This window comes from Burkholderia sp. BCC1972, assembly GCF_905339605.1.
Classification (GTDB): Bacteria; Pseudomonadota; Gammaproteobacteria; order Burkholderiales; family Burkholderiaceae; genus Burkholderia.
On the sequence record NZ_CAJPGH010000007.1, the window covers coordinates 114645 to 140227 of the forward strand.

The 25583-nt window shown below is 67.8% G+C and carries 18 protein-coding genes; 13 read left to right on the forward strand and 5 right to left on the reverse strand.

Annotated elements, in window-relative coordinates:
* Positions 1 to 188: 188 nt before the first annotated feature.
* Positions 189 to 2504, forward strand: coding sequence for a TonB-dependent receptor (locus U5798_RS13165; RefSeq protein WP_322082273.1), 2316 nt, complete (start codon positions 189 to 191; stop codon positions 2502 to 2504).
* A gap of 67 nt (positions 2505 to 2571) precedes the next feature.
* Here the strand turns inward: U5798_RS13165 and U5798_RS13170 are convergent, their stop codons facing one another.
* Complete coding sequence (locus U5798_RS13170; RefSeq protein ID WP_322082274.1) at positions 2572 to 3591, reverse strand: NAD(P)-dependent alcohol dehydrogenase; 1020 nt, start codon at positions 3589 to 3591, stop codon at positions 2572 to 2574.
* A gap of 126 nt (positions 3592 to 3717) precedes the next feature.
* Between U5798_RS13170 and U5798_RS13175 the strand changes: the two genes are divergently transcribed.
* Positions 3718 to 4647, forward strand: a complete 930-nt coding sequence (locus U5798_RS13175; protein ID WP_322082275.1) for a LysR family transcriptional regulator — start codon at positions 3718 to 3720, stop codon at positions 4645 to 4647.
* 211 nt (positions 4648 to 4858) lie between these two features.
* Here U5798_RS13175 and U5798_RS13180 read toward each other — a convergent pair whose 3' ends face one another.
* A complete protein-coding gene (locus U5798_RS13180; RefSeq protein WP_322082276.1) occupies positions 4859 to 5062 on the reverse strand; it encodes a hypothetical protein in 204 nt (67 codons plus the stop codon).
* Between the two features lie 488 nt (positions 5063 to 5550).
* On the opposite strand from U5798_RS13180, the gene U5798_RS13185 reads away from it, so the two are divergent.
* From U5798_RS13185 to U5798_RS13210, 6 genes are all read left to right on the forward strand, one after another.
* Positions 5551 to 6270 (forward strand): SDR family oxidoreductase, encoded by a 720-nt coding sequence (locus U5798_RS13185; RefSeq protein WP_124451373.1) that lies wholly within the window; start codon positions 5551 to 5553, stop codon positions 6268 to 6270.
* 136 nt (positions 6271 to 6406) lie between these two features.
* Entirely contained in the window at positions 6407 to 8365 is a 1959-nt protein-coding gene (locus tag U5798_RS13190) for an arylsulfatase (RefSeq protein WP_322082277.1), read from the forward strand.
* 16 nt (positions 8366 to 8381) lie between these two features.
* Entirely contained in the window at positions 8382 to 9431 is a 1050-nt protein-coding gene (locus tag U5798_RS13195; RefSeq protein ID WP_322082278.1) for a formylglycine-generating enzyme family protein, read from the forward strand.
* Between the two features lie 11 nt (positions 9432 to 9442).
* Positions 9443 to 10240, forward strand: a complete 798-nt coding sequence (locus U5798_RS13200) for a MetQ/NlpA family lipoprotein (RefSeq protein ID WP_415859495.1) — start codon at positions 9443 to 9445, stop codon at positions 10238 to 10240.
* On the forward strand, positions 10234 to 11220 hold the full coding sequence (locus U5798_RS13205) for a YkgJ family cysteine cluster protein (protein WP_322082280.1): 987 nt from the start codon (positions 10234 to 10236) through the stop codon (positions 11218 to 11220). The genes U5798_RS13200 and U5798_RS13205 overlap by 7 nt, the downstream gene beginning before the upstream one ends.
* A gap of 78 nt (positions 11221 to 11298) precedes the next feature.
* A complete protein-coding gene (locus U5798_RS13210) occupies positions 11299 to 11625 on the forward strand; it encodes an antibiotic biosynthesis monooxygenase family protein (RefSeq protein WP_124451363.1) in 327 nt (108 codons plus the stop codon).
* A 10-nt stretch (positions 11626 to 11635) separates the two neighbouring features.
* On the opposite strand, the gene U5798_RS13215 is transcribed toward U5798_RS13210, so the two are convergent.
* The gene (locus U5798_RS13215) at positions 11636 to 12502 is read right to left on the reverse strand and encodes a hypothetical protein (RefSeq protein WP_322082281.1); all 867 of its coding nucleotides are present in this window, start codon (positions 12500 to 12502) and stop codon (positions 11636 to 11638) included.
* 154 nt (positions 12503 to 12656) lie between these two features.
* A complete protein-coding gene (locus U5798_RS13220; RefSeq protein WP_124451359.1) occupies positions 12657 to 13589 on the reverse strand; it encodes a LysR family transcriptional regulator in 933 nt (310 codons plus the stop codon).
* A gap of 206 nt (positions 13590 to 13795) precedes the next feature.
* Here U5798_RS13220 and U5798_RS13225 point away from each other — a divergent pair, with 206 nt between their 5' ends.
* From U5798_RS13225 to pdeR, 4 genes are all read left to right on the forward strand, one after another.
* Positions 13796 to 14569, forward strand: a complete 774-nt coding sequence (locus U5798_RS13225; protein WP_322082282.1) for a putative hydro-lyase — start codon at positions 13796 to 13798, stop codon at positions 14567 to 14569.
* Positions 14570 to 14651: 82 nt separating this feature from the next.
* Positions 14652 to 15950 carry an MFS transporter gene (locus tag U5798_RS13230; RefSeq protein WP_322082283.1) on the forward strand — a complete coding sequence of 433 codons (1299 nt, stop codon included), beginning with the start codon at positions 14652 to 14654 and terminating at the stop codon, positions 15948 to 15950.
* Between the two features lie 129 nt (positions 15951 to 16079).
* The gene (locus U5798_RS13235) at positions 16080 to 19718 is read left to right on the forward strand and encodes a hydantoinase B/oxoprolinase family protein (RefSeq protein ID WP_322082284.1); all 3639 of its coding nucleotides are present in this window, start codon (positions 16080 to 16082) and stop codon (positions 19716 to 19718) included.
* Positions 19719 to 20280: 562 nt separating this feature from the next.
* Positions 20281 to 22284 carry a cyclic di-GMP phosphodiesterase gene (gene pdeR / locus U5798_RS13240; protein WP_322082285.1) on the forward strand — a complete coding sequence of 668 codons (2004 nt, stop codon included), beginning with the start codon at positions 20281 to 20283 and terminating at the stop codon, positions 22282 to 22284.
* A 48-nt stretch (positions 22285 to 22332) separates the two neighbouring features.
* On the opposite strand, the gene U5798_RS13245 is transcribed toward pdeR, so the two are convergent.
* Positions 22333 to 23196, reverse strand: coding sequence for a crotonase/enoyl-CoA hydratase family protein (locus U5798_RS13245; RefSeq protein ID WP_124451348.1), 864 nt, complete (start codon positions 23194 to 23196; stop codon positions 22333 to 22335).
* Positions 23197 to 23598: 402 nt separating this feature from the next.
* Between U5798_RS13245 and U5798_RS13250 the strand changes: the two genes are divergently transcribed.
* A complete protein-coding gene (locus tag U5798_RS13250) occupies positions 23599 to 25569 on the forward strand; it encodes an APC family permease (RefSeq protein ID WP_124451346.1) in 1971 nt (656 codons plus the stop codon).
* The last annotated feature ends 14 nt before the right edge of the window (positions 25570 to 25583 follow it).

The window sequence follows — 25583 nt, forward strand, 5'->3', positions numbered from 1 at the left end:
TTTCGGCACCGGTGTTGCGTGACAAGCAGTTTGCTTCCCTTCACAGATGCGCATGCAGCAACACCGGCATCGCATGCGCGCCGGAAGGCCCGTACGACGGGCTCGTCGATGCTGGCATCCGAATTGCAAGAGAGAACCCGTGCGCAGATCGCACGTGCGTTCAACCGATCAAACAGGATGACTCATCGATGTTCAGAAAAAAACTCATCGTCACCACGCTGGGGGGACTGCTGACGGGCGGCGCCGTATCGTTGCCGGCGTGGGCAGAGGACGGCGCAGCGACGGCGGCGGTACCGGACGCGAAGCCGGCGCAACAGGCACCGGACGACGCAGCCGCGGCTGCGACGAAGCCGGCACGGGCGAACCGCGGCGCGGCCATCCGCGAAACGAACCTCGGCACGGTGACCGTGACGGCGCGCCGGCGCAAGGAGAGCATCCAGGACGTGCCGGTCGCGGTGAGCGCGTTGAGCGGCGATGCGATCAAGAACAACGAACTGCGCGTGATCAACGACGTGACGAAGTACGTACCGAACTTCACCGGGCAATCGACCGAGGGCCGCGAACGGCCGCGCTGGTTCCTGCGCGGGGTCGGCAGCAACGATCCGTCGGACCTGTCGCTGAGTCCGATCGGCGTGTACTTCGACGACGTGTACATCAACAGCGTGTTCGGGCAGGGCTTTCCGCTGTTCGACCTCGATCGCATCGAAGTGCTGCGCGGGCCGCAGGGCACGCTGTGGGGCAAGAATACCGTCGGCGGCGCGCTCAGCATCACGTCGCAGAAGCCGACCTTCGACGTGAGCGGCTACGGCAAGCTCGGGCTCGGCCAGTACAACAGCCGGCTCGCGGAAGCCGCGATCGGCGGCCCGATCGGCAAGAACGACGTGCTGGCCGCGCGCGTGTCGGTGTATCACGAGAATGCCGACAGCTTCTACACGAACACCGTTCAGCACGGGCGCTTCGGCGGCTTCCACGACAACGCGGTGCGCTTCCAGGTGCTGGCGGTGCCGACGTCGGACACCGACTTCCTGTTCAACATCCACGGCCGCAACTACACGGGCGGCGGCAATGCGTGGCACGCGCAAGGCGCGGGACGCGGCGGCGCGAACCAGTTCGGCTTCGTCGGGGCGAGCGATCCGTACACGGTGTCGCTCAATGCGCCGTCGAGCGATCACATCTCGTCGTGGGGCACGTCGCTGACCGCGCACTGGCGCATCAACCCGGCGGTGTCGCTGACGTCGATCACCGCGTTCGAAGGGCTGCATCGCTGGTACCAGGACGACGAGGACTATTCGCCGTTCGATGCGGCGCGTTCGCATGACCGCCTGTCGAGCCGCCAGTTCTCGCAGGAATTCCGGCTCGAATCGCCGCAGAGCGACCGCCTGAGCTGGCTGGTCGGCACGCACCTGTTTACCGAGCAACTGGCCGAGCAGGGCGCCGGCGGCGGGCTACCGGGTTCGCCGTCGCCCGCGTACTACCACCTGACGGACCTCACGCAGCACACGCAGAGCGCGGCGATCTTCGGCAGCGTGAAGTACCGGTTCACCGATCGCTTCAACGTGACGGGCGGGCTGCGCTATACGATCGAGCGCAAGACCATCAACCTGACCGGGCTGCAGGATACCGGCAACGTGACGTTCAGCGATCCGAACAGCTGGTGGGTGCCGTCGTCGGTGTCGTCGCCGCTCGCGGTCAGCGCGCGGCAGAACCAGACGAACACGTGGCGCGCGCCGACCTGGGATCTCACGCCCGAATATGCGCTCAGCAACAACGTGCGCGCGTATTTCCGCTACGCACGCGGGTTCCGTTCGGGCGGCTACAACGGCAATGCGTATACGCAAAGCACGCTGTCGACCGTGTCGCCGGAGTACCTGACCGATTACGAAGCCGGCATCAAGAGCGAATGGTTCGACAAGCGGCTGATCGTCAACGCGAGCGTGTTCCACTACGACTATCGCGACATCCAGGTGTTCGCGCTCGCGCCGAACCCGTTGGGCGGGCCGCCGGTGTCGACGCTGTCGAATGCGGGGCAGGGGCGCGCGGACGGCTTCGAGCTGGAGCTGAAGGCGCAGCCGGTCAACAGCCTGTACCTGTTCGCGAACCTCGGGATGCTGAACACGCGCTACACCGAGTTCCGCTACGTGCCGACGGCCGTCGGCAACTCGTTCGCGCGTTCGCCGCACACGACGCTGAATGCGGGCTTCGACTATCGCGTGCCGGTGTCGTTCGGCACGCTGACGGCCGGCGGCGACGTGAACTACCGCAGCCACGAGTACTTCAGCGCGACGCGCCAGACGATGCCGCAGCTGTGGCAAGGCGGCTATACGGTGCTGAACGCGCACGTGTCGTACACGACGCCGAACCAGAAGTACATCGTGACGGGCTACGTGACGAACCTGACGAACAAGGTCTACAAGAAGCTCGAGCTGCTGCCGTCGTACGGCGCGTATCCGGCGCTGTACGGCGATCCGCGCACGGTCGGGATCACGCTCACCGCGAAGATCTGACGCGTGAGGCATGCCGCGGCACCGGCGTGGGACGGGCCGGTGCCGCGGCAGCCGATTCGGTCGGCGGCTATTGCGCGACGCGAATCACGACCTTCCCGAAATGCTGCCCCGACTGCAGGTGCGCATACGCCTGCGGTGCTTCGTCGAAGCCGAACGCGCGATCGACCACCGGCTTGATCCGCTTCGCCTCGACGAGCCTGACGACGTCGTCGAGCATCGCACGACTGCCGACCATCAGCCCGTGCAGCTGGCGGATGCCGCCGATCAGCGACAGCAGCCCCAGTTCCGGCCCGCTGAAACTGCTGAGGCCGCCGATCACCGACACGATGCCGCCCATCCTGGTCGCCGCGACCGAGCGCGGCAGCGTATCGCGTCCGCCGACTTCGACGACCAGATCCGCGCCCACGCCACCGGTGAGCCGCAGCACCTCGTGCTGCCACTCGGGCGTGGTGCGATAGTTGATCGTTGCGTCCGCACCGAGTGCGCGGGCGCGTTCCAGCTTCGCGTCGCTCGACGAGGTCACGATCGTGCGCAGCCCGGCCGCATGCGCGAGCTGCAGCGCGATGATCGACACACCGCCGGTGCCGAGCAGCACGACGGTCGCGCCCGGCCCCAGCCCGCCATCGACGAACAGCGCGTTCCACGCGGTGACGCCCGCGCACGACAGCGTTGCTGCTTCGTCGTAGTCGAGATGCGCGGGAATCGCGGCCAGCGCGGCTTCGTCCGACACGAAGCGTTCGGCGAGCACGCCGTCGAATTGCGCGCCGGGCGAACCCGATACCTTGTGCGGCGTCGGCGGCCCGTCGATCCAGTGCGGGAAGTAGGTGTTGATCACACGGTCGCCCGGCTTGAAGCGCGTGACGTCGCGGCCGGTTTCGACGACTTCGCCGGCGCCGTCGGCGACCGGAATCAGCGCTTCCTTGCCGATACCGAGATAGTCGCCGCGCGCGAACATCAGGTCGCGATAGTTCAACGCGGCCGAATGGATCCTCACGACGACGTCGGTCGGCCCGACCGCGCGCTGCGTCGCGTCGACGCGCCGGAGCCCGGCAATGCCGTCGCCCGGTTTCACTTGCCATGCATGCATGTCCGCTCCTTTTCGAGATAGTCAGGACTATCATAGTGTTGCGTGAGGGGACGCATTGGCGAGAATTCGGCCAACGATTGTCGCCGGCGCGGACACAAGCCAGTCATCCCACCGGAGCGGAATTGCATGGACGAGCGGTTGAGGGGCGTCGCCGAATTCGTCGACGTCGTGGAGTCGGGCAGCTTCGCGGCGGCGGCGCTGCGTCTCGGCATGACACGCTCGGCGGTCGCGAAGATCGTCGCGCGGCTCGAACAGCGTCTCGGCGCGCGGCTGCTGCAGCGCACGACGCGCCAGCTCGGGCTGACCGACGAAGGGCTCGTTTATTTCGAGCAATGCCGGCGGCTGCTGGCCGAACTCGGCGAGACGGAGGCCGCGCTCGACGCGGGGCGCCGCGAGCCGGCCGGGCGCGTGCGGATCAGCGTGCCCGTGCTGTTCGGGCGCCAATGCGTGGCGCCCGTCGTGCGGCGTCTCGTCGAGCGGCATCCGCGGCTCGAAATCGACCTGTCGTTCAGCGATCGCGTGGCCGACCTGGTGAACGACGGCTTCGACATCGCGGTGCGGATCGGTGAATTGGCCGACACGAGCGCGCTCGTCGGCCGGAAGCTGGGCGTGCAGCGGATGGGCATTTGCGCATCGCCCGCGTATCTGGCGCGTCACGGGCGGCCGTCGGGGCTCGACGAACTCGCGTCGCACGTCGGCATCGCGTATTCGCGCGGCGGGCAGCCGACGCCGTGGCGGGTCATCGGCGCGGACGGCGGCGTGCGCGAGCATCGCGCGGCCGGCCGGCTGCGGTTCGACGACCTGCAGGCGATCGCCGACGCCGCCGCCTCCGGCGCAGGCCTCGCGTGGCTGCCGTGCTGGCTGATGGCGCCGTATGTGCGCGACGGCCGCCTCGCGCTCGTGATGGACAGCAACAGCGTGTCGGGTGCCGAGGTGTATGCAGTGCGGCCGGCGTCACGCCATGTGCCGTCGAAGGTGCGGGTGGTCATCGATGCGCTGATGGACGAGATTCCGGGCATGCTGGCGTCGGACGATGCGAACGGCGAGCGCGGATGACGGCGACCGATTCCCCGGCCACGACGCGACAACCCGGCTGGCTGCGGATCGCGTCGCGGCGGGCCGATCGACGGGGCTGCGACGACGGTGAATCGACGGCGGTGGTTGGATGCGTTTCACGACGCCGCGGCCCACTCGGGCGGGGCTGTGCGTTTTGCGCATGGTTGAAGAAATGCCCGTCAACATGCAACGGGATTTTTTGCGCGAGCGACTAGCGCTTGCGTCGCCTCGGATCGATACCGTTTTGTTCGAGCAGCTTGCGCAGCCGCGAGTTGTCGATCCAAAGCGTAGCGAATGCGGCCACCGTCATCAGGGTGGGGAACCATTCGCCTGTCGCGCTGATGATCGCCCAACCTACGGCCGTGACAATCAGTGCCGTGACGATGAGAAGCAATCGGTCTGCAAGCCACTTCATTGCGCACCCCTCAACGCGATCATGTTTGCATGGAGGACTGTGGAAAAACTCGGACATTTCGACATCTGGATTTTCTCGGGATAAGTCGCAAAATTCTTACATATCCCTTTCTCCGGGTCGATCGGTAACTCCAGCAGGTTGTCGCGCAGACCGATCGAGTTTCGATCGCGTGATTGTGCCGGTGATGCCCCGCCAATCGTGGCGGGTAGCGTTGATGCTGGCATGTCGACCGGTTGCGGCAACCTCCGCGATTGTCGCAATCGGAGTAGTTTTGCAGATCTGTTTAACTGCCTTGAGACCTTTCCTGACGTTTTCAGGACAAGGATGGCGAGGGTATGGCGCACGTTGCAGCGACCGCTCGACGCAACGCCGCCGACGACCATACGCGTTTCGCGTCACTGCGGCACAATCGGCCGGAGCACGCGCGCGCCGGGTGACCCCAGGCGCGTCGCGCCGTTTCCTCCGGATTCCTCGTCAAAGGCATGCCCATGTCATCCCGCACTTTTCTCGTCACCGGCGCATCGCGCGGCATCGGCCTCGCGATCAGCGCCACGCTCGCGCAACGCGGCCATCGCGTCATCGGTCTCGCGCGACATGCGCAGGGCATCGACTTCCCCGGCGAATTGCTGGCGTGCGATCTTGCCGACATCGAACAGACGGCCGCGACGCTCGCGCGGATCGGCGAGCGGCACGATGTCGACGGCATCGTCAACAATGCAGGCATCGTGTTGCCGCAACCGCTCGGCAAGATCGATTTCCAGTCGCTGCAGACCGTGTTCGATCTCAACGTGCGGGCTGCGATCCAGGTCACGCAGCACTTCGCCGATACGATGAAGGCGCGCGGCTACGGGCGCATCGTCAACATCTGCAGCCGGGCGATTTTCGGCAGCCTCGATCGCACCGCGTATTCCGCCGCGAAGAACGCGCTGGTCGGCTGCACGCGCACGTGGGCGCTCGAACTGGCCGAACACGGCGTGACCGTCAACGCGGTGGCGCCGGGGCCGATCGAGACGGAACTGTTCCGCCAGACGCGGCCGGTCGGCAGCGAAGCCGAGCGCATGGTGCTCGCGACGATTCCCGCACGCCGGCTCGGCACGGCCGCCGACGTCGCGGCGGCGATCGCCTTCTTCCTGTCCGACGAAGCCGGCTTCGTCACGGGGCAGGTGCTGTCGGTGGACGGCGGCGGCAGCCTCGGCGGGCGCAGCTGACGCACGGCGGCGCGCTGCGCGCCGAGCGGTGCGCAGCGCATATTCCCGCATCCCGTTAGCATGTGACGAATCCGACTTTGGGCGCCGCGCGGGCGACGCTAAGATCGCCGATCCCGTAGATCGAGCGTCAACAAGAATGAAAAAGTCCGCTTCGCCGTTGCATGCTTTCCGTTTCCGTGTCGTCTGCGCCGCGATTGCCGGCGCGGTGTCGCTCGCCTCGTGCGGCGGCGTCGACAGCGATTCGCCGCCGCCGCAGGCCAATACGACGCCGCCGCAGGCCGCGAAACGCCCGAACATCCTGTACATCATGGCCGACGACCTCGGCTATTCCGACATCCATGCATTCGGCGGCGAAATCAACACGCCGAACCTCGACGCGCTCGTCGCATCGGGCCGCATCCTGTCGAACCACCACACGGGCACCGTCTGCGCGATCACGCGCGCGATGCTGGTGTCCGGCACCGATCACCATCTGGTCGGCGAAGGCACGATGGGCGTGCCGACCGACGAGCGGCGCGGGCTGCCCGGCTACGAGGGCTACCTGAACGATCGCGCGCTGTCGTTCGCACAACTATTGAAGGATGCGGGCTATCACACGTATATCGCGGGCAAGTGGCACATCGGCTCGGGGATCGTCGGCAGCGCGACGGGCAGCGGGCAGACGCCGGACCAGTGGGGTTTCGAGCGCAGCTACGTGCTGCTCGGCGGCGCGGCGACGAACCACTTCGCGCACGAGCCGGCCGGCTCGTCGAACTACACGGAAGACGGCCGCTACGTGCAGCCTGGCCAGCCCGGGCAGCCGGGCGGTACGGGCGGCAGCCCGGCCGTGTTCTATTCGACCGACTTCTACACACAGAAGCTGATCTCGTACATCGATTCGAACCAGCGCGACGGCAAGCCGTTCTTCGCATACGCGGCGTACACCTCGCCGCACTGGCCGCTGCAGGTGCCCGAACCCTGGCTGCACAAGTACGCGGGCGTGTACGACGCCGGCTACGACGCGATCCGCAACGCGCGGATCGCGCGGCAGAAGGCGCTCGGCCTGATTCCCGCCGACTTCAAGCCGTTCGACGGCCTGCCCGAGACGACGGCCGCGTCGCCCGCGACCGCGAACAACGGCACCGCGAACGCGAAGTACATCAGCGCCGTGCATACGGCCGCGGACGGCTACAGCGACTACGGCCCCGGCAAGGTCGACAAGCTGTGGGCGAGCCTGTCGCCGGCCGAGCGCCGTGCGCAGGCGCGCTACATGGAGATCTACGCGGGGATGGTCGAGAACCTCGACTACAACATCGGCCTGCTGATCCAGCACCTGAAGGACATCGGGGAATACGACAACACGTTCATCATGTTCCAGTCGGACAACGGCGCGGAAGGCTGGCCGATCGACGGCGGCGCGGACCCGACGGCGACCGATACCGCGAACGGGCAGGACCCGATCTATTCGACGCTCGGCACCGACAACGGCAAGCAGAACGCGCAGCGTTTGCAGTACGGGCTGCGCTGGGCCGAAGTGAGCGCGTCGCCGTTCCGGCTCACGAAGGGCTATTCGGCCGAAGGCGGCGTGTCGACGCCGACGATCGTGCGGCTGCCGGGCCAGTCGCAGCAGTTGCCGACGCTGCGCGCATTCACGCACGTGACCGACAACACGGCGACGTTCCTCGCGGTCGCGGGCGTCACGCCGCCGTCGCAGCCGGCGCCGCCGCTCGTCAACACGCTGACGGGCGTCGACCAGAACAAGGGCAAGGTGATTTACAACAACCGCTACGTGTATCCGGTCACGGGCCAGTCGCTGCTGCCGGTGCTCACGGGCTCCGCGACGGGTGAAGTGCACACGACGCCGTTCGGCGACGAAGCGTACGGGCGCGCTTACCTGCGCAGCGCGGACGGCCGCTGGAAGGCATTGTGGACCGAGCCGCCGCTCGGGCCGCTCGACGGTCACTGGCAGCTGTACGACCTCGCGTCGGATCGCGGCGAGACGACCGACGTGTCCGCGCAGAATCCGTCGGTGATCGGCACGCTCGTCGACCAGTGGAAGACCTACATGAGCAACGTCGGCGGCGTCGAGCCGCTGCGTCCGCGCGGCTATTACTGATCGCGGGGACGACACGATGCGGTTCCGCTTCTGGACGACCGGCGCGGCGCTTGCCGCCACGCTGTTCGCCGCCGCATTCGCGGTGGGCTATGCGAATTCGGCGGCGCCGCCAGGCGGCGCATTCGACGACCTGAATCGCGGCCGCGCGCTTGCGCCGCTCGGTTCGGAACGCCAGTGCGAACGTTATTCCGGACTGCCGGCGAAGTGGCGCGACGACCCGCAGGCGGGGATGGTGCACCTGCGCGGCGGCGCGTTCGTGTTCGGCAGCACGCGCGGCTATGCGGACGAGCGTCCGGTCGGCGACGGCCGCACGCGCGTCGGCGGCTTCTGGATCGACCAGACCGACGTGACGATTGCGCAGTTCGCCGCGTTCGTGCAGGCGACCGGCTACGTGACCGAGGCCGAGCAGCAGGGCGGCGCGGCGGTGTTCCACGTGCCGACGCGCGACGAGATGAACGCGCGCGACCTCGCATGGTGGTCGTGGGTGAAGGGCGCGTCGTGGCGTCATCCGCGCGGGCCGGGCAGCGACGTCGAAGGGCTCGGCAACCTGCCCGTCACGCTCGTCACGCAGCGCGACGCGCTCGCGTATGCGCGCTGGCTTGGCCGTGACCTGCCGACCGAGGCGGAATGGGAATACGCGGGCAAGGCCGGCCGCGACGATGCATCGCTCGATGCGGCGCCGCGCGATGCGCGGGGCAAGCCGGCCGCGAATTACTGGCAGGGTGCGTTTCCGGTGCTCGACACGGCCGAGGACGGTCATGCGGGGCTCGCGCCCGTCGGCTGCTACGCGGCGAACGGCTTCCGGCTCTACGACATGATCGGCAATGCGTGGGAATGGACGAAGGACGCGTACACGGGCCCGCATCAGTCGCACACGAACGGCGACACGGCGGCCGTCGCGCCGCCGACGCGCCGTCACGATACGCCGATGGTCATCAAGGGCGGCTCGTTCCTGTGCTCGCGCGATTACTGCGTACGCTACCGCGCGTCGTCGCGCGAGCAGCAGGAAGCCGATCTCGGTGCGTCGCATATCGGCTTTCGCACGATTCTGAGGGATGCTTCATGACGAAGGGCTTCGTGCGATTCGCTTCCGTGTGGTTGCTGGCTGCGTGCGGTGTCGTGCATCAGGGCGCGGCCGTTGCGGCCGAAACCGTTGCACCGGCGGTGCGCGTCGGCGTCACGCGCGGCGTGCATGCGCAGATCCTGGACGAAGTGAAGCGGGTCGCCGCCACGCGAGGACTGGGTATCGACGTCGTCGAATTCGACGATGCATCGCGTATCGACGCGGCGCTTGCCGACGGCCGGATCGACGCGGCCAGCTTCGAGGACGCGCAACAGCTTGCCGCGACCCGCGCGCAGAAGCGCTACGCCTTGTCCGAAGTCGCGCCGACCGTCACGCTGCCGATGGCGTTTTATTCGCGCAAGCTGACAAGCCTGAGCGCGTTGCAACCGGGCGCGACGGTCGCGATTCCCGCCGATCCGCGCGGCATGGCACGCGCGCTCGTGCTGCTGCAGAACGACACGCTGGTGACGCTGCGCGAAAAGGCCGGCCTGCACGCAACGCTGCGCGACGTGACCGGCAACCGGCTCGGGTTGAAACTCGTCGCGCTGCGCCGTGATCGTCTGTATGCGGCGCTCGATACGGCCGCGTTCGTCGCGATCGACAGCGACGATGCCGCACGCGCCGGGCTGCAGCCTGCGCGCGACAGCATCAGCCTCGAGGATGCGCGCTCGCCGTATGCGAACGTGCTGACGGTGCGCGACGCCGATCGCGCGAAGCCGTGGGTCACGCAGCTTGTCGCCGCGTATCACTCGGACGACGTCGCGCGTTTCATCCTCACGCGCTACCAGGATTCGGTGCGGCGGCCGTGGTAGATAGCTACCTGCTTGCATGCAGCGCATGCGGACGCTGCTGCAACAGCCCCCCGACGCTGTCGTTGCGCGAATTGCTCCGGCATCGGCATCGCTTCGTCGGTGCGCTGACGATCCGCCGCGTGCCGAAGCGGCGGATCGGCGAGCGCTGGAGCGCGGGCGGACGCGAGCACGTACTCGATGCCGACGATGTCGCGGCAGCCGATGCGCTGGCCGACCGGCTGTTCCATCGGATCGGCGGTGCGAATGGCGAATGGATCGCGCTGACGCTGCAGGGCTACGACTATCCGTCGCTCGACCGTTGCGCGGCGCTGGCCGACGACGGCCGCTGCAGCGTGCATGCGAACAAACCGTCGATCTGCAGCGCGGTGCCGCTCGATCCGATGCTGCCGGACCGGTTGCAGTCGCGCGTGCTCGCTGCGCGGCGCGACGATGCGGGATGGCTCGGCGCGAACTGCATCGTCGAAGCGGGGCGTGCGCCATCTTCTGTTGAATCGTCATTCCCGATTCCGATGGTAACGGCCGGACAGGTCGCGGACCGTGCGGCGCTCGACGCCCATCGTCATGCGCTCGCGTTCGAGCGTGCGGTGTGGCGCGATGCCGTGTTCGCGTCGTTGACCGATGACGGGCAGGACGTGCGTCACGCGCTGTCGCGGCTCGCACCGGGCGGCTACCTGACCGTGTCGATCGTGCCCGTGCTGCTGGCCGTCGCGTCGATTTCCGCGCATCGCCGCGCGCTGTGTATCGACTTCATCGACGCGCAGCTTGCATTGATCGGCGCAAACATAGAAGCGGCGCTCGCACGCCGACGTACCGACGACCGGCCCGCGACGCACGAGCTGCGCGGCTTCGCGCAGGCGCTCGAGCGCGCACGACTCGCGCTCGCGGCGATGCCGTCGCCTGCAGCCGGCGCGCATGCAGATGCACTGCGAATCGACGCATGGCTCGACGACCGGCTCGCCGCCGATCCGCGCGCCGCATAACGACCGTCGCATGACGATCGCGGCACGCCGCGCGTGCCGTACACTTGCGCTCTTTCAACCGTCTTCGATGGAGCGTGCATGTACGCGTCGACCTTCATTTTCCGTGCCGGGCAATACGACGACGAATTCCACCGTCTCGACCGGCAGATCGCCGACATGGCGCGCGCGACGCCCGGCTATCTCGGCGAGGAAACGTGGGAGAACGCCGAAGCGGGGCTGATCCAGAACGTCTACTACTGGGAATCCGAGGCGGCGCTGCAGCAGTTGATGCAGCATCCCGCGCATCTCGAAGCGAAAGCGAAGCACGCGCGCTGGCTGGACGGCTATCGCGTCGTGATTTCGAAGGTGCTCCGCGAGTACGGCGACGGCAAGCTGACGCAGCCGCATGCGGGGCAATCGGCGTGAGTGTCGGCGGTTAAGCGGTCGCTCCGGTTTCACCCGGCGTGGCCGATTCGCTTCCCGCGCGCGCCCAGACCGGAAACGTCGCATTCCGGATCGACGTCTGCGCGTCGATGACCTTGCGGTGATCGATGCCGGGCAGGTCGAGCAGCCGGTCGACCGCCGCCTTCGCGCCTTCGGCGTCCTGCGGGAATCCGCACGCGAGCTGCTCGTTCGCGTCGAACAGGAGCCACCAGACATCCGACACGAACGGCCCCTGGTCGTTGGTTTCGATCACGACGGCACCGAGGTCGGACAGCGCGATCCCGTGCGTTGCACCGGTCTGGTCGGTCGATTCGATGCGTGTGCCGGTCGCCGTCACGGTCCAGCCGCTTTGCCGGCCGGGCGGGCGGCCCGGTGACGGTGCGATATCGGGTTGTACCGGGCGGCGCGTGCTTGCCGCTTCGATAGCGACCATCGCTTCGGCCGCAACACGTTCCTTCCGTTGGCGCCCGTCGATCCACGGCAACACGGCGCCGCCAATCATCGCCGCGATCCACAGGTAGTACCCGGCGCCGAACGTGCTGATCTTTTCGTAGTTCGCGTCGGTCGGTATCGTGTGCCACCCGATCGCAAAGGCCACGGCCGCGGCGAGCAGCGCGGATACGGTGCGGTTCGGCCTGATCAGCGCGACGACGAACAGCGGATTGCCGAGCCACGCGAACTGGAGGTCGAGGATCGCGAGCGGCCCGAGCGCGAGCACCATGTAGCCGCGCCACCAGCTCACCGCGCCGGCCGCATTCGGCGGTTCGGCCGCGACGGGCAGCAGCAGCGACGCGACATACAGCGCGACGATCACGGCGCGCGCAAGGTTCAGGCGGGTGGAAGCGGAGCGGATCTGCATGTTGCCTTCTGTCGAGCACGGGCATGCGAAGCGATGAATGCCGGACGGCCGCGCCGTCATTCACGATGCGTGGCGCGAAGGTGCCCACGCGCCGAAGGCGATTGTGGGCGATTCCCGGCGCGATGTCGAACGCGCGTCGATCCGCGCGGCACCGTCAAAGCGCTTCGACCAGCAACCGCTTGCTCTTTTCGCAGTACTCGTGACACGCGGCCCGCGCGGCGATCGACGCGCCGTGCACGAACCGCGGCGCGTCCGCGCGCCGCGACATCGACACGACGATCGACGGCGGCGACGGCTGCAGCGGCAACTCGACCACTTCGCCGCTTTCGATCAGCGCATCGACGAACAGCACCGGAATCGCGGCGACGCCGAAACCGTCGCGCACCAGCTGGACGATCACCGAGATCGACGGCGAGCCGGTGATGCGTGTTTCCGACAGCGGCACGCCGTGCGCATGCGCGAGCGCGCGGACGATGTCTTCCAGCGCGCGATGCGGCGCGGTGCCGCGCCCGTACGTGAGGATCGGCTGGCGCAGCACCTGCCGCGCGAGGCCGGTGCGCGTGTTCGGCAGCAGCCCCGCGCGCGCGATCCAGCGCACCGGGTAGTTCGCGAGCGCGTCGCACACGACCGACGCCTCGTCGCTGCCCTCGACGCGGATGATCAGGTCGAGCTCGCCGGCCATCAGCCGGCGCTGCAGCACGACGCTCACGTCGACGGTCAGGTCGATTTCCAGCTGCGGATAGTCGGCCGCCAGCCGCCGCATGTAGTGCGGCAGCCAGCTGTGCACGACGGTTTCGATCACGCCGAGCCGCAGCTTGCCGCGCAGCGCGCTCTCGCCGGACGCGGCGGCCTGCAGCTCCTGCGTCGCCTCGACCACGGCCTTCGCATAGCCGAGCAGGTACTCGCCGTTCGGCGTGAGCCGGAATTCGCGACTGTCGCGATCGACGAGCACCGTCTGCAATTCGTCTTCGAGCGCCTTCAGGCGCTGCGAGATCGCGGCCGGCGTCGCGTGCAGCGCGGCCGCCGTCGTCCGGAAATTGCGCAGCTTCGCGAGCGTGACGAAGGTTTCTAGAAAACGCGTGTTCATGGCGGATCGGGCGAGCAGTGGATGCGCAGCTTGCCGGCGACGAAAAATGAACGGGACCGGGGAAAACCCGCGGATCCGTTAAGAAATTCTATACAACAGACGCAAAAAAACTCGTTGGCGTCAAAATTTTTTCCTTTCTATTCTTCGCCATATCCGATGACACACCACCGTCATCCCGACGACATCCCGATCTGCGACGACTCATCATGACGCCTTCCGAATTCCGCCAGTCCGTGCGCCGCGGCGCGTTCCGGGGCCCGACCGCCGGTCATTGCGGCCCGTTCGCGCAAGCGAACCTCGCGATCCTGCCCGACGCGTACGCGCACGATTTCCTGCGTTTCTGCCAGGCGAACCCGAAGGCCTGCCCGCTGCTGGGCGTCGGCGAACCGGGCGCGTTCCGGATCGACGCGCTCGGCGAGGATCTCGACATCCGCACCGACGTGCCGAGCTACAACGTATACAGGGACGGGCGCCTGACCGAGCGCGTCGAGTCGCTCGAAGCGCTGTGGCGCGACGATTTCGTCGTATTTGCAATCGGCTGCTCGTTCTCGTTCGAGGACATGCTCAGCCGCGAAGGCATCGGGCTGCGCCACGTCGAGGAGGGTCGCAACGTGCCGATGTACCGCACGTCGATCGCGAATCGCCGCGCGGGCATCTTCGGCGGCCAGCTGGTCGTGTCGATGCGGCCGATGCGCGGCGCCGACGCGATCCGCGCGGTGCAGATCACGAGCCGGTTTCCGGGCGTGCACGGCGCGCCGATCCATATCGGCCACCCGCGGGAACTCGGCATCGCCGACCTGAATGCGCCCGAATTCGGCGACGCCGTGACGATCCGCGACGGCGAGCTGCCGGTGTTCTGGGCGTGCGGCGTGACGCCGCAAACCGCGCTGATGGACGCGAAGCTGCCGATCGCGATCGCGCACACGCCCGGCCACATGCTGATGACCGACATCACGAACGCGTCGCTGGCCGTATTCTGAATTCCGGGCCGGCAGACGGCCACGCAAGACACACCGCACGCACGATCGCCATTCGAACGCGCATAACGACAGGAGCACCACCATGGAAAGCAAGACCCTCGCGGCACCCGCCGCCGAGCCCGCGAGCCGAGCGAGCAGCGGCCTGTTCTCGTGGTACGCCGATGCGCAGCCGCGCGAGCGCCGCGCATTCTGGAGCTGCAAGGTCGGCTACATGCTCGACGGGATGGACACGCAGATGCTGTCGTTCGTGATCCCGACGCTCGTCGCGACGTGGGGCATCTCGCTCGCGGACGCGGGCTTCATCGGCACGGTCACGCTGCTCGCATCGGCGCTCGGCGGCTGGATCGCCGGCATCCTGTCCGACCGGATCGGCCGCGTGCGCACGCTGCAGCTCACGGTGCTGTGGTTCGCGGTGTTCACCGCGTTGTGCGGGCTCGCGCAGAACTACCACCAGCTGCTCGCGGCGCGCGCGCTGATGGGTTTCGGCTTCGGCGGCGAATGGACAGCCGGCGCGGTGCTGATCGGCGAAGTGATCCGCGCGCGCGATCGCGGCAGGGCGGTCGGCCTCGTGCAGTCGGGCTGGGCGATCGGCTGGGGGCTGTGCGCGCTGCTGTACGCACTGCTGTTCTCGGTGCTGCCGGCCGAGCAGGCGTGGCGCGCACTGTTCCTCGTCGGCCTCGCACCCGCGCTGCTGGTCGTCGCGATCCGCCGCTACGTGAAGGAGCCGGACGTCTACGAGAAGGAGAAGGCCGCGCAGGCAAAAGTGGCCGATGCGCCGCGCCTGACCGAGATCTTCGCGCCGAAGCTGATCACGACGACGCTGCGCGCGGCGCTGCTGACGACCGGCGCGCAGGGCGGCTACTACGCGATCACGACGTGGCTGCCGACCTTCCTGAAGACCGAGCGGCACCTCACGGTGATGGGCACCGGCGGCTATCTCGCGATGATCATCATCGGTTCGTGGGTCGGCTACCTGACGAGCGCGTACCTGACCGATCGACTCGGCCGCAAGCCGAACTTCATCCTGTTCGCGGTCGGCTCGATGGTAATCGCATTCGCCTACACGTCGCTGAACCTGACCAACGCGTCGATGCTGTGGCTCGGCTTCCCGCTCGGGTTCTTCGCATCGGGCATCTTCTCCGGGATGGGCGCGTTCCTCACCGAACTGTTCCCGACCCGCGTGCGCGGTTCCGGCCAGGGCTTCTGCTACAACGTGGGCCGCGCGATCGGTGCGCTGTTCCCGTTCCTGATCGGCGCACTGTCGAAGCAGTACGGGCTCGGCACGAGCATCGGCATCTTCGCGGTCGCCGCCTACGGCGTGGTGATCGTCGCCGCGCTGACGCTGCCCGAGACCCGCGGCCGCGAACTCGACGCCGCCTGACCGACGGCAGCGGCGGGCCGGCCGGCCCGGCGTTTTTCTTCCCCTTTCATCGAGACCGTGACACGGCGTGCGACGCGCGCCGTGCGGCGGCGCTCGTCCCTCGATTCAACGACGCCTCGACCCGACATCATGACTGACCGACACCTTTCCCCCGTTCCCTCCGACGCCGCGCGCTGGCAATTCTGGATCGACCGCGGCGGCACGTTCACCGACATCGTCGCGCGCCGGCCCGACGGCACGCTCGTCACGCACAAGCTCCTGTCGGAGAACCCCGAGCAGTACCGCGACGCGGCCGTGGCCGGCATCCGCCACCTGCTCGGCCTCGCGGCAGGCGAGGCGATCACGCCCGCGCACGTCGACATGGTGAAGATGGGCACGACGGTGGCGACCAACGCGCTGCTCGAACGCAAGGGCGAACGCACCGCGCTCGCGACGACGCGCGGCTTTCGCGACGTGCTGCGTATCGCGTACCAGAACCGGCCGCGCCTGTTCGATCTCGACATCGTGCTGCCCGATGCGTTGTACGAGACCGTCGTCGAGATCGACGAGCGCGTCGGCGCGCATGGCGACGTCGTCGTGCCGCTCGATGTTCAGGGTGCCGAAGCGTCGCTGCGCCGTGTGTTCGACAGCGGCGTGCGCGCGCTCGCGATCGTGCTGATCCACGGCTACCGCTACACCGCGCACGAACATGCGCTGGCCGAACTCGCGCGCCGCATCGGCTTCACGCAGGTGTCGGTGTCGCACGAAGTGTCGCCGCTGATGAAGATGGTGTCGCGCGGCGATACGACCGTCGTCGACGCGTACCTGTCGCCGATCCTGCGCCGCTACGTCGAGCAGGTCGCGCACGAGATGCCGGGCGTGAACCTGCAGTTCATGCAAAGCAGCGGCGGGCTGACGCGCGCCGACGCGTTCCAGGGCAAGGATGCGATCCTGTCGGGCCCGGCCGGCGGCATCGTCGGGATGGTGCGTGCTGCGCGTGCGGCCGGCTTCGGCCAGGTGATCGGCTTCGACATGGGCGGCACGTCGACGGACGTGTCGCACTACAACGGCGAGTTCGAGCGCGAGTTCGAGACGCAGGTGGCCGGCGTGCGGATGCGTGCGCCGATGATGAGCATCCATACGGTCGCGGCGGGCGGCGGGTCGGTGCTCGGCTTCGACGGTGCACGGCTGCGCGTCGGGCCCGAATCGGCCGGCGCGAACCCGGGGCCGGCCGCGTACCGGCGCGGCGGCCCGCTGACGGTCACCGACTGCAACGTGATGCTCGGCAAGATCCAGCCCGACCATTTCCCGCGCGTGTTCGGCCCCCATGCGGACGAACCGCTCGACCGCGACGGCGTGGTCGCGAAGTTCGCGGCGCTCGCCGACGAGATCCACGCGGCGACGGGGCGGCGCGAGACGCCCGAGACGCTGGCCGAAGGCTTCCTGGACATCGCGATCGGCAGCATGGCGAACGCGATCAAGAAGATCTCCGTGCAGCGCGGCCACGACGTGTCGCGCTACGTGCTGACGACGTTCGGCGGCGCGGGCGGCCAGCACGCGTGCGGCGTGGCCGATGCGCTCGGGATGACGCAGGTGTTCGCGCATCCGCTCGCGGGCGTGCTGTCCGCCTACGGGATGGGCCTTGCCGACCAGACCGCGATGCGCGAGCGCGCGGTCGAGGCCGTGCTGTCCGACGCGTCGTTGCCGGCGCTGAATGCGGCGCTCGACCGGCTGGCCGACGAGGCCGTCGGCGCGCTGCTCGAACAGGGCGTGCCGCCGGAGCGGATCGCGACCGAGCGGCGCGTGCACCTGCGCTACCAGGGCACCGACTCGGCGCTCGACGTGCCGGCCGGCAGCGTCGACGCGATGCAGCAGGCATTCGAGGCCGCCTACCGGCAGCGCTACGCGTTCCTGATGCCCGGCACGCCGCTCGTCGCCGAGCTCGCGTCGGTCGAGGCGATCGGCCGCTCCGACGCGCCGGTCGACATCGCGCCGCTCGCACCGCGCGGGGCGGGCGCGGCGCCGCAAGCGCACGCGGCCGTGCGCTTCTATTCGGGCGGCCAATGGCACGACGCGGCGCTGGTCGTGCGCGACACGCTGCTTGCCGGCGACGCGATCGACGGCCCGGCGATCGTCGCGGAGAAGAACGGCACGACCGTCGTCGAACCCGGCTGGCGCGCCGACATGACCGCGCAAGGCAACCTCGTGCTGACGCGCACGACGCCGCTGCCGACGCGCCGCTCGCTCGGCACCGACGCGGACCCGGTGCGGCTCGAGATCTTCAACAACCTGTTCATGTCGATCGCCGAGCAGATGGGGCTGCGGCTGCAGAACACCGCGTACTCGGTGAACATCAAGGAGCGGCTCGACTTCTCGTGCGCGATCTTCGACGGCGACGGCAACCTGATCGCGAACGCGCCGCACATGCCCGTGCACCTCGGCTCGATGGGCGAAAGCATCCGCACGGTGATCGAGCGCAACCGCGGCCGCATGCGCGACGGCGACGTCTTCATGCTGAACGACCCGTATCACGGCGGCACGCACCTGCCGGACGTGACGGTCATCACGCCGGTATTTGCCGACGGCTCGGACACGCCGCTGTTCTACGTCGGCTCGCGCGGCCACCACGCGGACATCGGCGGCACGACGCCGGGCTCGATGCCGCCCGATTCGACCCATATCGACGAGGAGGGCGTGCTGATCGACAACTGGCAGCTCGTGTCGGCCGGCGTGCTGCGCGATGCCGACACGCGCGCGCTGCTCGCGTCGGGCCGCTACCCGGCGCGCAACGTCGAGCAGAACATGGCCGACCTGCGCGCGCAGGTCGCCGCGAACCAGAAGGGCGTCGACGAACTGCGCCGGATGGTGGCGCAGTTCGGCCGCGACGTCGTGCTCGCATTCATGGGCCATGTGCAGGACAACGCCGAGGAAGCGGTACGGCGCGTGATCGGCGCGCTGCAGGACGGCGCGTACCGTTACCCGCTCGACAACGGCGCGGAGATTCGCGTCGCGATCCGCGTCGACCGCGCGGCGCGGCGTGCGGAAATCGATTTCACCGGCACGTCCGCGCAGCTCGACAACAACTTCAACGCGCCGAAGGCCGTCTGCATGGCCGCCGTGCTGTACGTGTTCCGCACGCTGGTCGGCGACGACATCCCGCTGAACGCCGGCTGCCTGAAGCCGCTGACGGTCATCGTGCCGGCGCGCTCGATGCTGAACCCCGAGTATCCGGCGGCCGTCGTGTCGGGCAACGTCGAAACGTCGTCGGCGATCACCAACGCGCTGTACGGCGCGCTCGGCTGCGTCGCGTCGAGCCAGGGAACGATGAATAACTTCACATTCGGCAACGCTCGCTACCAGTACTACGAGACGATCGCGGGCGGCAGCGGCGCGGGTGACGGTTTCGCGGGCGTCGGCGCGGTGCAGACGCACATGACGAATTCGCGGCTGACCGATCCGGAGGTGCTCGAATGGCGCTACCCGGTGCGGCTCGATTCGCACCGGATCCGCGCCGGGTCGGGCGGCAGCGGGCGCTGGCGCGGCGGCGACGGCGCGGTGCGGCGGATCCGCTTCCTCGAGCCGATGACCGCGTCGATCCTGTCGAACAACCGGATCCACGCGCCGTTCGGCGCGGCGGGCGGCGGCGCCGGCGCGCTCGGCCGCAACACGATCGAGCGGGCCGACGGCACGGTCGAGGCGCTCGACCATATCGGCCGCGCGCAGATGGCGCCGGGCGACGTGTTCGTCGTCGAGACGCCGGGCGGCGGCGGCTACGGCGTGGCGGGCTGACCGCTGCAACCGGCGCGGAGGCCCGCGCCGGTTGCACGGGAAACATTGCAACGGACTGTGGAATAAAACAACGAATTAACGCACAAACGGAATCAAAAATGACCGAGATCCGGATCGTCGGAACGTGATCCGACCCTGTCCGGACGGCACCGGGAGCACCCTCGTCCCGATCGCTCGGAACCGACCGCAAACCCACGACCACAAAGGCGCTCAGCCGATTCCGCCGATGCCGTTCCACACGGCGCGTCCGGTCTTTTACTTGCCGCCAATCATGAAAAATCCGGCTTGCCAATCGAGTCCCGATTCCTTGACACTCCGCTCTAAATGTGAGTGCCAATCTTCATCGTCATTTGATAAGATGGCTCTCATCATTCGTTAGGCAGAACCTGCGCGCATCGCGCGCGAACGCCGGGTCGCATTAGCTGGAAACAAGTACGGGACGAGGACTGTTGTCACGGCAATCGCGGCTGCCCTGCCGGGCACGCACACTGTACGTGCCCGGCAGGGCGGGTGGCCTTCTCCTCCGTCTAAACTGTGCGTTTTTTCTGGATCGGGGCGCTCCATGGATGACGAAAACGATAGCGCGGTACTCGAGGCGCACGTCGGTACGCGCAGCCCCTGCTGGCGTCTCCGCAGCGACAGCAATGCGCTCGAGCTGGCCGCCGTGCGCGGCCTGACCAACGTCGCCATTGCGCTGACGGGCGAGCAGGCCGCACGCATCCGGGCGCTGACAGGCGTCACGTCGCACCTCGTGCTCGACATCGTGCTGTTCGGCAGTCCGGTCAGCCTCCATCTCGTCGGCAGGAAGGTCAACACGACAGACTGGGCCGGCACGGCCTCGGCCTATTCCGATACGGTGTCCGTCGCGGGCGACCTCTCGCACGGGCTCGCGTTCGCCGAGCAGGTCGTGTCCGAGGTGAATTCGCTCGTCGTGATCCTCGACCGCAACGGGATGGTGCAGCGCTTCAACCGCCTGTGCGAGGAAGTGACGGGCAAGCGCGAGGTCGACGTGATTGGCCGCAGCGCGTTCGAGCTGTTCATGAGCCCCGAGCAGGGCGCGCAGTCGCGCACCAACATCACGGGCTTTTTCGCGAGCAACCAGTCGTACGCGGTCGAGCGCTACATCAACACGGTCAACGGGCCGCGCCTGTTCCAGTTCCGCAACAAGTTCGTGCAGAGCGGCAGCGGCATCGAAGAGCAGTTCCTGATCTGCTCGGGCATCGACATCACCGAGGAGCGCAACGCGCAGCATCGGCTCATCGAGCTCGCGAACACCGACGTGCTCACCGGGCTGCCGAACCGCCATGCGATCAGCGAGCGGATCCGCGCGGCGATCGACGCGGAGAGCCCCGACACGCGCGGCCAGGTCGGCATCCTGTTCCTCGACCTCGACAACTTCAAGCGCGTCAACGACCACTACGGGCACATCACCGGCGACCGCCTGCTGCAGGACGTGTCGGCGATCATCAGCGGCTGCCTGCCGTCCGGCGCGACGCTCGCGCGGCTCGGCGGCGACGAGTTCCTCGTGCTGTTCGAGCACGGCACGCGGCCGTTGCTCGAAGCGACCGCGCAGATCATCCTCGAACGGCTGCGCACGCCGATCCACCTCGGGCTGATGGAGGTGTACACGAGCTGCTCGATCGGCATCGCGATGTATCCGCAGCACGGCGATTCGCTGGAGACGCTGATCCGCAGCGCCGACACCGCGATGTACGTCGCGAAGGAAGAGGGCAAGCATACGTACCGCGTGTTCTCGCTGGAGATGAACCAGAAGGTCGCGAAGTACATGTGGCTCGACACGAACTTGCGCAAGGCGCTCGAGGAAGAGCAGTTCGTGCTGCACTACCAGCCGGTCGTCGACATCGCGACGGGCGACGTGCACGGCGTCGAGGCGCTGATCCGCTGGCAGTCGCCCGATCGCGGGCTCGTCGCGCCGGTCGAGTTCATCCGTTTCGCGGAGGAGTCGGGGCTGATCGCGCCGCTCGGGCGCTGGGTGATGCGCACCGCGGCCGCGCAGGCCGCCGCGTGGAAGGCGAAGGGGCTCGGCATCCGGATCGCGGTGAACCTGTCCGCGCGGCAGTTGCAGGACATGAACATCGTCCACCAGTTCGCATCGATTCTCGACGGCGCGGGGCTGAAGCCCGGCCTGCTCGACATCGAGCTGACCGAGAGCTGCTTCATCGAGGACGAGGAGGCGGCGATCGGGCTGATGCGGCAGTTCCGCCAGCTCGGCGCGGAGATCCACCTCGACGATTTCGGCACCGGCTATTCGTCGCTGTCGCAGCTGTCGCGCCTGCCGCTCGATGCGATCAAGCTCGACCGCACCTTCATCACGGGCATCGACCGCAACCCGCGCTCGCAGGCGCTGGTGCGTTCGGTCGTGTCGCTCGCGAAGGCGCTGAATTTCGCGGTGATCGCCGAAGGCGTCGAAACGCATGCGGAAGCCGATTTCCTCAAGCAGCTCGACGTCGATCACGCGCAGGGCTACTACTACGCGCGGCCGATGCCGGCGCAGGCGTTCGAGGCGTGGCTCGCGGAGACGAGGAAGCTCAGGCTGATCGCCTGAGCCTCGTGCCCGCCCAGGCGCCGCCGGCACGCGGTGGCGCCTGTTCCGTTACACCGTGCGCAGCTTCGACACGCGCCGGTTCTGCAGCATCACCAGGCGTTCCATGTACGCGAGGTCCTTCGGCTCGATCGTGAACGCCGCATGGACCCACGCTTCCGTGATGTCCATCAGCTCCGAGCGCGACAGCTGGAACACCCGCTCGCGGGCGCGCAGCATTGCACGGATGCCGTTCAGCTTGGGCTTCGCCACGTCGATGAAGGTCCGCGTTGCCAGATACGCATCACCGGCGTCGAACGTCTCGTCGATCAGCCCCTGGTCTTCGTACCACTCGGCCGCATGCGCTTCGCCGGTCGCGATCAGCGATTCCGCGAGGCCGCGGTTCGTCTTGCGCGCGACCAGCGAATAGCCGCCCATGCCCGGGAACAGGTTGAACGCGATCTCGGGAAACCCGAGTTTCACGCCCTTCTGCGCGAGCACGTAGTGATGCGCGAGCGCGGCCTCGAAGCCACCGCCGAGCGCGCTGCCTTCGACCATCGCGATCGAGATCGCACCGGTGCCGAAGCCCGTGTAGATCTCGTACACGCCGTCGATGCACGAGCGCGCGTAGGCCATCAGCTGGTCGCGCCGGCCGCTGCGGATCGCGTCGACGAAGAAGCTCAGGTCGCCGCCGACGTTGAACAGCTCGGGGACGAGCGAGCCCGTCACCCAGAAGTCGAACGTGAGGCCCGAGTCGCGTGCGACGCGCGCGAGATGGATGATGTCGGTAACGAGTTGTTGGTTGAAGCACGGCCGCGGCTCCGATCGCAGCATCATCCACATGACATTACGGCCTTCTTCGTAAAAGGCGGTCAGTTGCGACAGTTCGCCGGCTTCGTAAAACGGGCGGCACGCCGGATGGGATTGGAGTTGCATGGTATGTCCTCGTGAGATGTGGTTTTTGAAAACCATCGCGCCCGGTGTCATGCAGGGAATCGGGTTGCCCGCAGGGCGCCGGGCGCGAGGCATCGCCATTGTTGCGCGCGCACAAAAGACGAACTGCGGGGAACAACGCACGACCGGGACGCGGGCAGCGATTGCGTTCAGGCGGACGGGACGGGCAGGACGCACGGCCGGCGGCGGGTTCGCCGGCTCGCGCCCGCGTGTTCAAACGGGCGTTCCGGCGCGTGGCCGCCGGCGCCATGCGCTTACACGCTGAAAGCGGCGCCGTGCCGTCGGCCGCGGCTTATGGAATGTGCGGACTGGCGCCGCGCGCGTGCGTCGATTAGCTTTAAAGGATCACGCCGCGCGTGGCGCCCGGCGTTCCGGGAGGGGACCATGACCGCATTCCAGAAGGTGTGGCAGCTGCTGGTCGGCAAGCCGCTGGATCCGCTCGATCCGCGCACGCGGCATGCGATCGCCGTGACGCCGCTGCTGGCCTGGGTCGGGCTCGGCGCCGATGGCTTGTCGTCGTCGTGCTACGGCCCGGAAGAGGCGTTTCTCGCGCTCGGCCAGCACCATGCGCTCGCGCTGTTCCTCGCGCTGGCGACGGCCGCCACCGTGTTCATCATCGCAATCGGCTACAACCAGGTGATCGAGCTGTTCCCGACGGGCGGCGGCGGCTACCGCGTCGCGACCTCGCTGCTCGGGTCGAAGCCGGGTCTGGTATCGGGCGCCGCGCTGCTGGTCGACTACGTGCTGACGGTTGCGACGTCGCTCGCGAGCGGCGTCGACGCGTTCTTCAGCCTGCTGCCGGTCAGTGCGCAGGCGTTCAAGCTCACGACCGAAATCGTGCTGATCCTGATGATGACGGGGCTCAACTTCCGCGGGATGCGCGAGTCGATCATGGTGCTGCTGCCGATCTTCATCGGCTTCGTGATCCTACACTTCGGGCTGATCGTGTATGGCGTCGCCGCGCACGGCAGCAGCCTCGCGATGGTCGTGCCCGACGCCGTGCACGAGGCGCACGGGATGTCGCAGTCGCTCGGCCTGTTCGTGATGCTCGCGTTGCTGATGCGCGCGTTCTCGCTCGGCGGCGGCACCTATACGGGCCTGGAGGCCGTATCGAACAACGTGAACATGCTCGCCGATCCGCGCGTGCCGAACGGCAAGGTGACGATGTGGTACATGTCGACGTCGCTCGCGTTCACGGCCGGCGGCATCATCCTGCTGTACATGCTGTGGCACGCGCGGCCCGTCGAAGGCCAGACGCTCAACGCGGTCGTGTTCGGCAGCGTGATCGACCATCTCGGGCTCGGTTCGGCGTTCGCGCGCCACGCGCTGCTCGCGGCCGTGCTCGCGTTCGAGGCCGGGCTGCTGCTGGTCGGCGCGCAGACGGGCTTCCTCGACGGCCCGGCCGTGCTGTCGAACATGGCGTCGGATTCGTGGGTGCCGCGCCATTTCCGCGACCTGTCGACGCGCCTCGTGCGGCAGAACGGCATCATCGTCGTCGGCCTGTCGAGCCTGCTGATCCTGCTGTGGACGCACGGCAACGTCGACGTGCTCGTCGTGCTGTACAGCATCAACGTGTTCCTCACGTTCAGCATGTCGCTGCTCGGGCTGTGCACGTACTGGTGGCGCCACCGCAGCGAGCGCGGCTGGTTCAAGCACTTCTTTCTCTCCGCGCTCGGGCTGAGCGTGACGGCGACGGTGCTCGTCATCACGCTGGTCGAGAAGTTCACGGCGGGCGGCTGGCTCACGGTGCTCGTGACGAGCGCGGTGATCGCGCTGTGCTTCATGATCAACCGCCACTATGCGGATACGCGCACGCAGCTCGCGAAGGAGGACGCGCTGTTCTCCGGGAAGCCGCCGGAAGTGGACGAGGCCACCGCGCCGGGCAAGCCCGATCCGTCGCAGCCGACGGCCGTGCTGCTGGTCGGCAAGCATCGCGGCGCGAGCATGCATGCGCTGCTGTGGGTCAACCGGCTGTTTCCCGGCCACTTCCGCAACGTGATCTTCCTCGCGGTCGGTGAAGTCGATGCGAAGGCGTACGACGGGCACGAACATCTCGAACGGCTGCGGCACGCGATCACCGAATCGCTCGACTACTATGTCGCGCACTGCCGTCGCAACGGCATCGCGGCCGACTACCGGATCGCATTCGGCACGAACCCCGTCGTCGAGTTCATGAATCTTGCGTCGTCAACGCTCGACGACTATCCGAACGCGGTGTGCTTCGCGAGCAAGCTGATCTTCCGGCGCGTGAACTTCCTGACCGCGTGGCTGCACAACCAGACGCCGGTCGAACTGCAGGCGCGGCTGCACGTCGAGGGCAAGCAGATGGTGCTGCTGCCGATGAACGTCGGGTAGCGGTGCGGGCGAAG

Coding starts and splice junctions, on each gene's coding strand:
- U5798_RS13165 (WP_322082273.1), top strand. CDS start 189: ATGTTCAGAAAAAAACTCATCGTCACCACGCTGGGGGGACTGCTGACG.
- U5798_RS13170 (WP_322082274.1), bottom strand. CDS start 3,591: ATGCATGCATGGCAAGTGAAACCGGGCGACGGCATTGCCGGGCTCCGG.
- U5798_RS13175 (WP_322082275.1), top strand. CDS start 3,718: ATGGACGAGCGGTTGAGGGGCGTCGCCGAATTCGTCGACGTCGTGGAG.
- U5798_RS13180 (WP_322082276.1), bottom strand. CDS start 5,062: ATGAAGTGGCTTGCAGACCGATTGCTTCTCATCGTCACGGCACTGATT.
- U5798_RS13185 (WP_124451373.1), top strand. CDS start 5,551: ATGTCATCCCGCACTTTTCTCGTCACCGGCGCATCGCGCGGCATCGGC.
- U5798_RS13190 (WP_322082277.1), top strand. CDS start 6,407: ATGAAAAAGTCCGCTTCGCCGTTGCATGCTTTCCGTTTCCGTGTCGTC.
- U5798_RS13195 (WP_322082278.1), top strand. CDS start 8,382: ATGCGGTTCCGCTTCTGGACGACCGGCGCGGCGCTTGCCGCCACGCTG.
- U5798_RS13210 (WP_124451363.1), top strand. CDS start 11,299: ATGTACGCGTCGACCTTCATTTTCCGTGCCGGGCAATACGACGACGAA.
- U5798_RS13215 (WP_322082281.1), bottom strand. CDS start 12,502: ATGCAGATCCGCTCCGCTTCCACCCGCCTGAACCTTGCGCGCGCCGTG.
- U5798_RS13220 (WP_124451359.1), bottom strand. CDS start 13,589: ATGAACACGCGTTTTCTAGAAACCTTCGTCACGCTCGCGAAGCTGCGC.
- U5798_RS13225 (WP_322082282.1), top strand. CDS start 13,796: ATGACGCCTTCCGAATTCCGCCAGTCCGTGCGCCGCGGCGCGTTCCGG.
- U5798_RS13230 (WP_322082283.1), top strand. CDS start 14,652: ATGGAAAGCAAGACCCTCGCGGCACCCGCCGCCGAGCCCGCGAGCCGA.
- U5798_RS13235 (WP_322082284.1), top strand. CDS start 16,080: ATGACTGACCGACACCTTTCCCCCGTTCCCTCCGACGCCGCGCGCTGG.
- pdeR (WP_322082285.1), top strand. CDS start 20,281: ATGGATGACGAAAACGATAGCGCGGTACTCGAGGCGCACGTCGGTACG.
- U5798_RS13245 (WP_124451348.1), bottom strand. CDS start 23,196: ATGCAACTCCAATCCCATCCGGCGTGCCGCCCGTTTTACGAAGCCGGC.
- U5798_RS13250 (WP_124451346.1), top strand. CDS start 23,599: ATGACCGCATTCCAGAAGGTGTGGCAGCTGCTGGTCGGCAAGCCGCTG.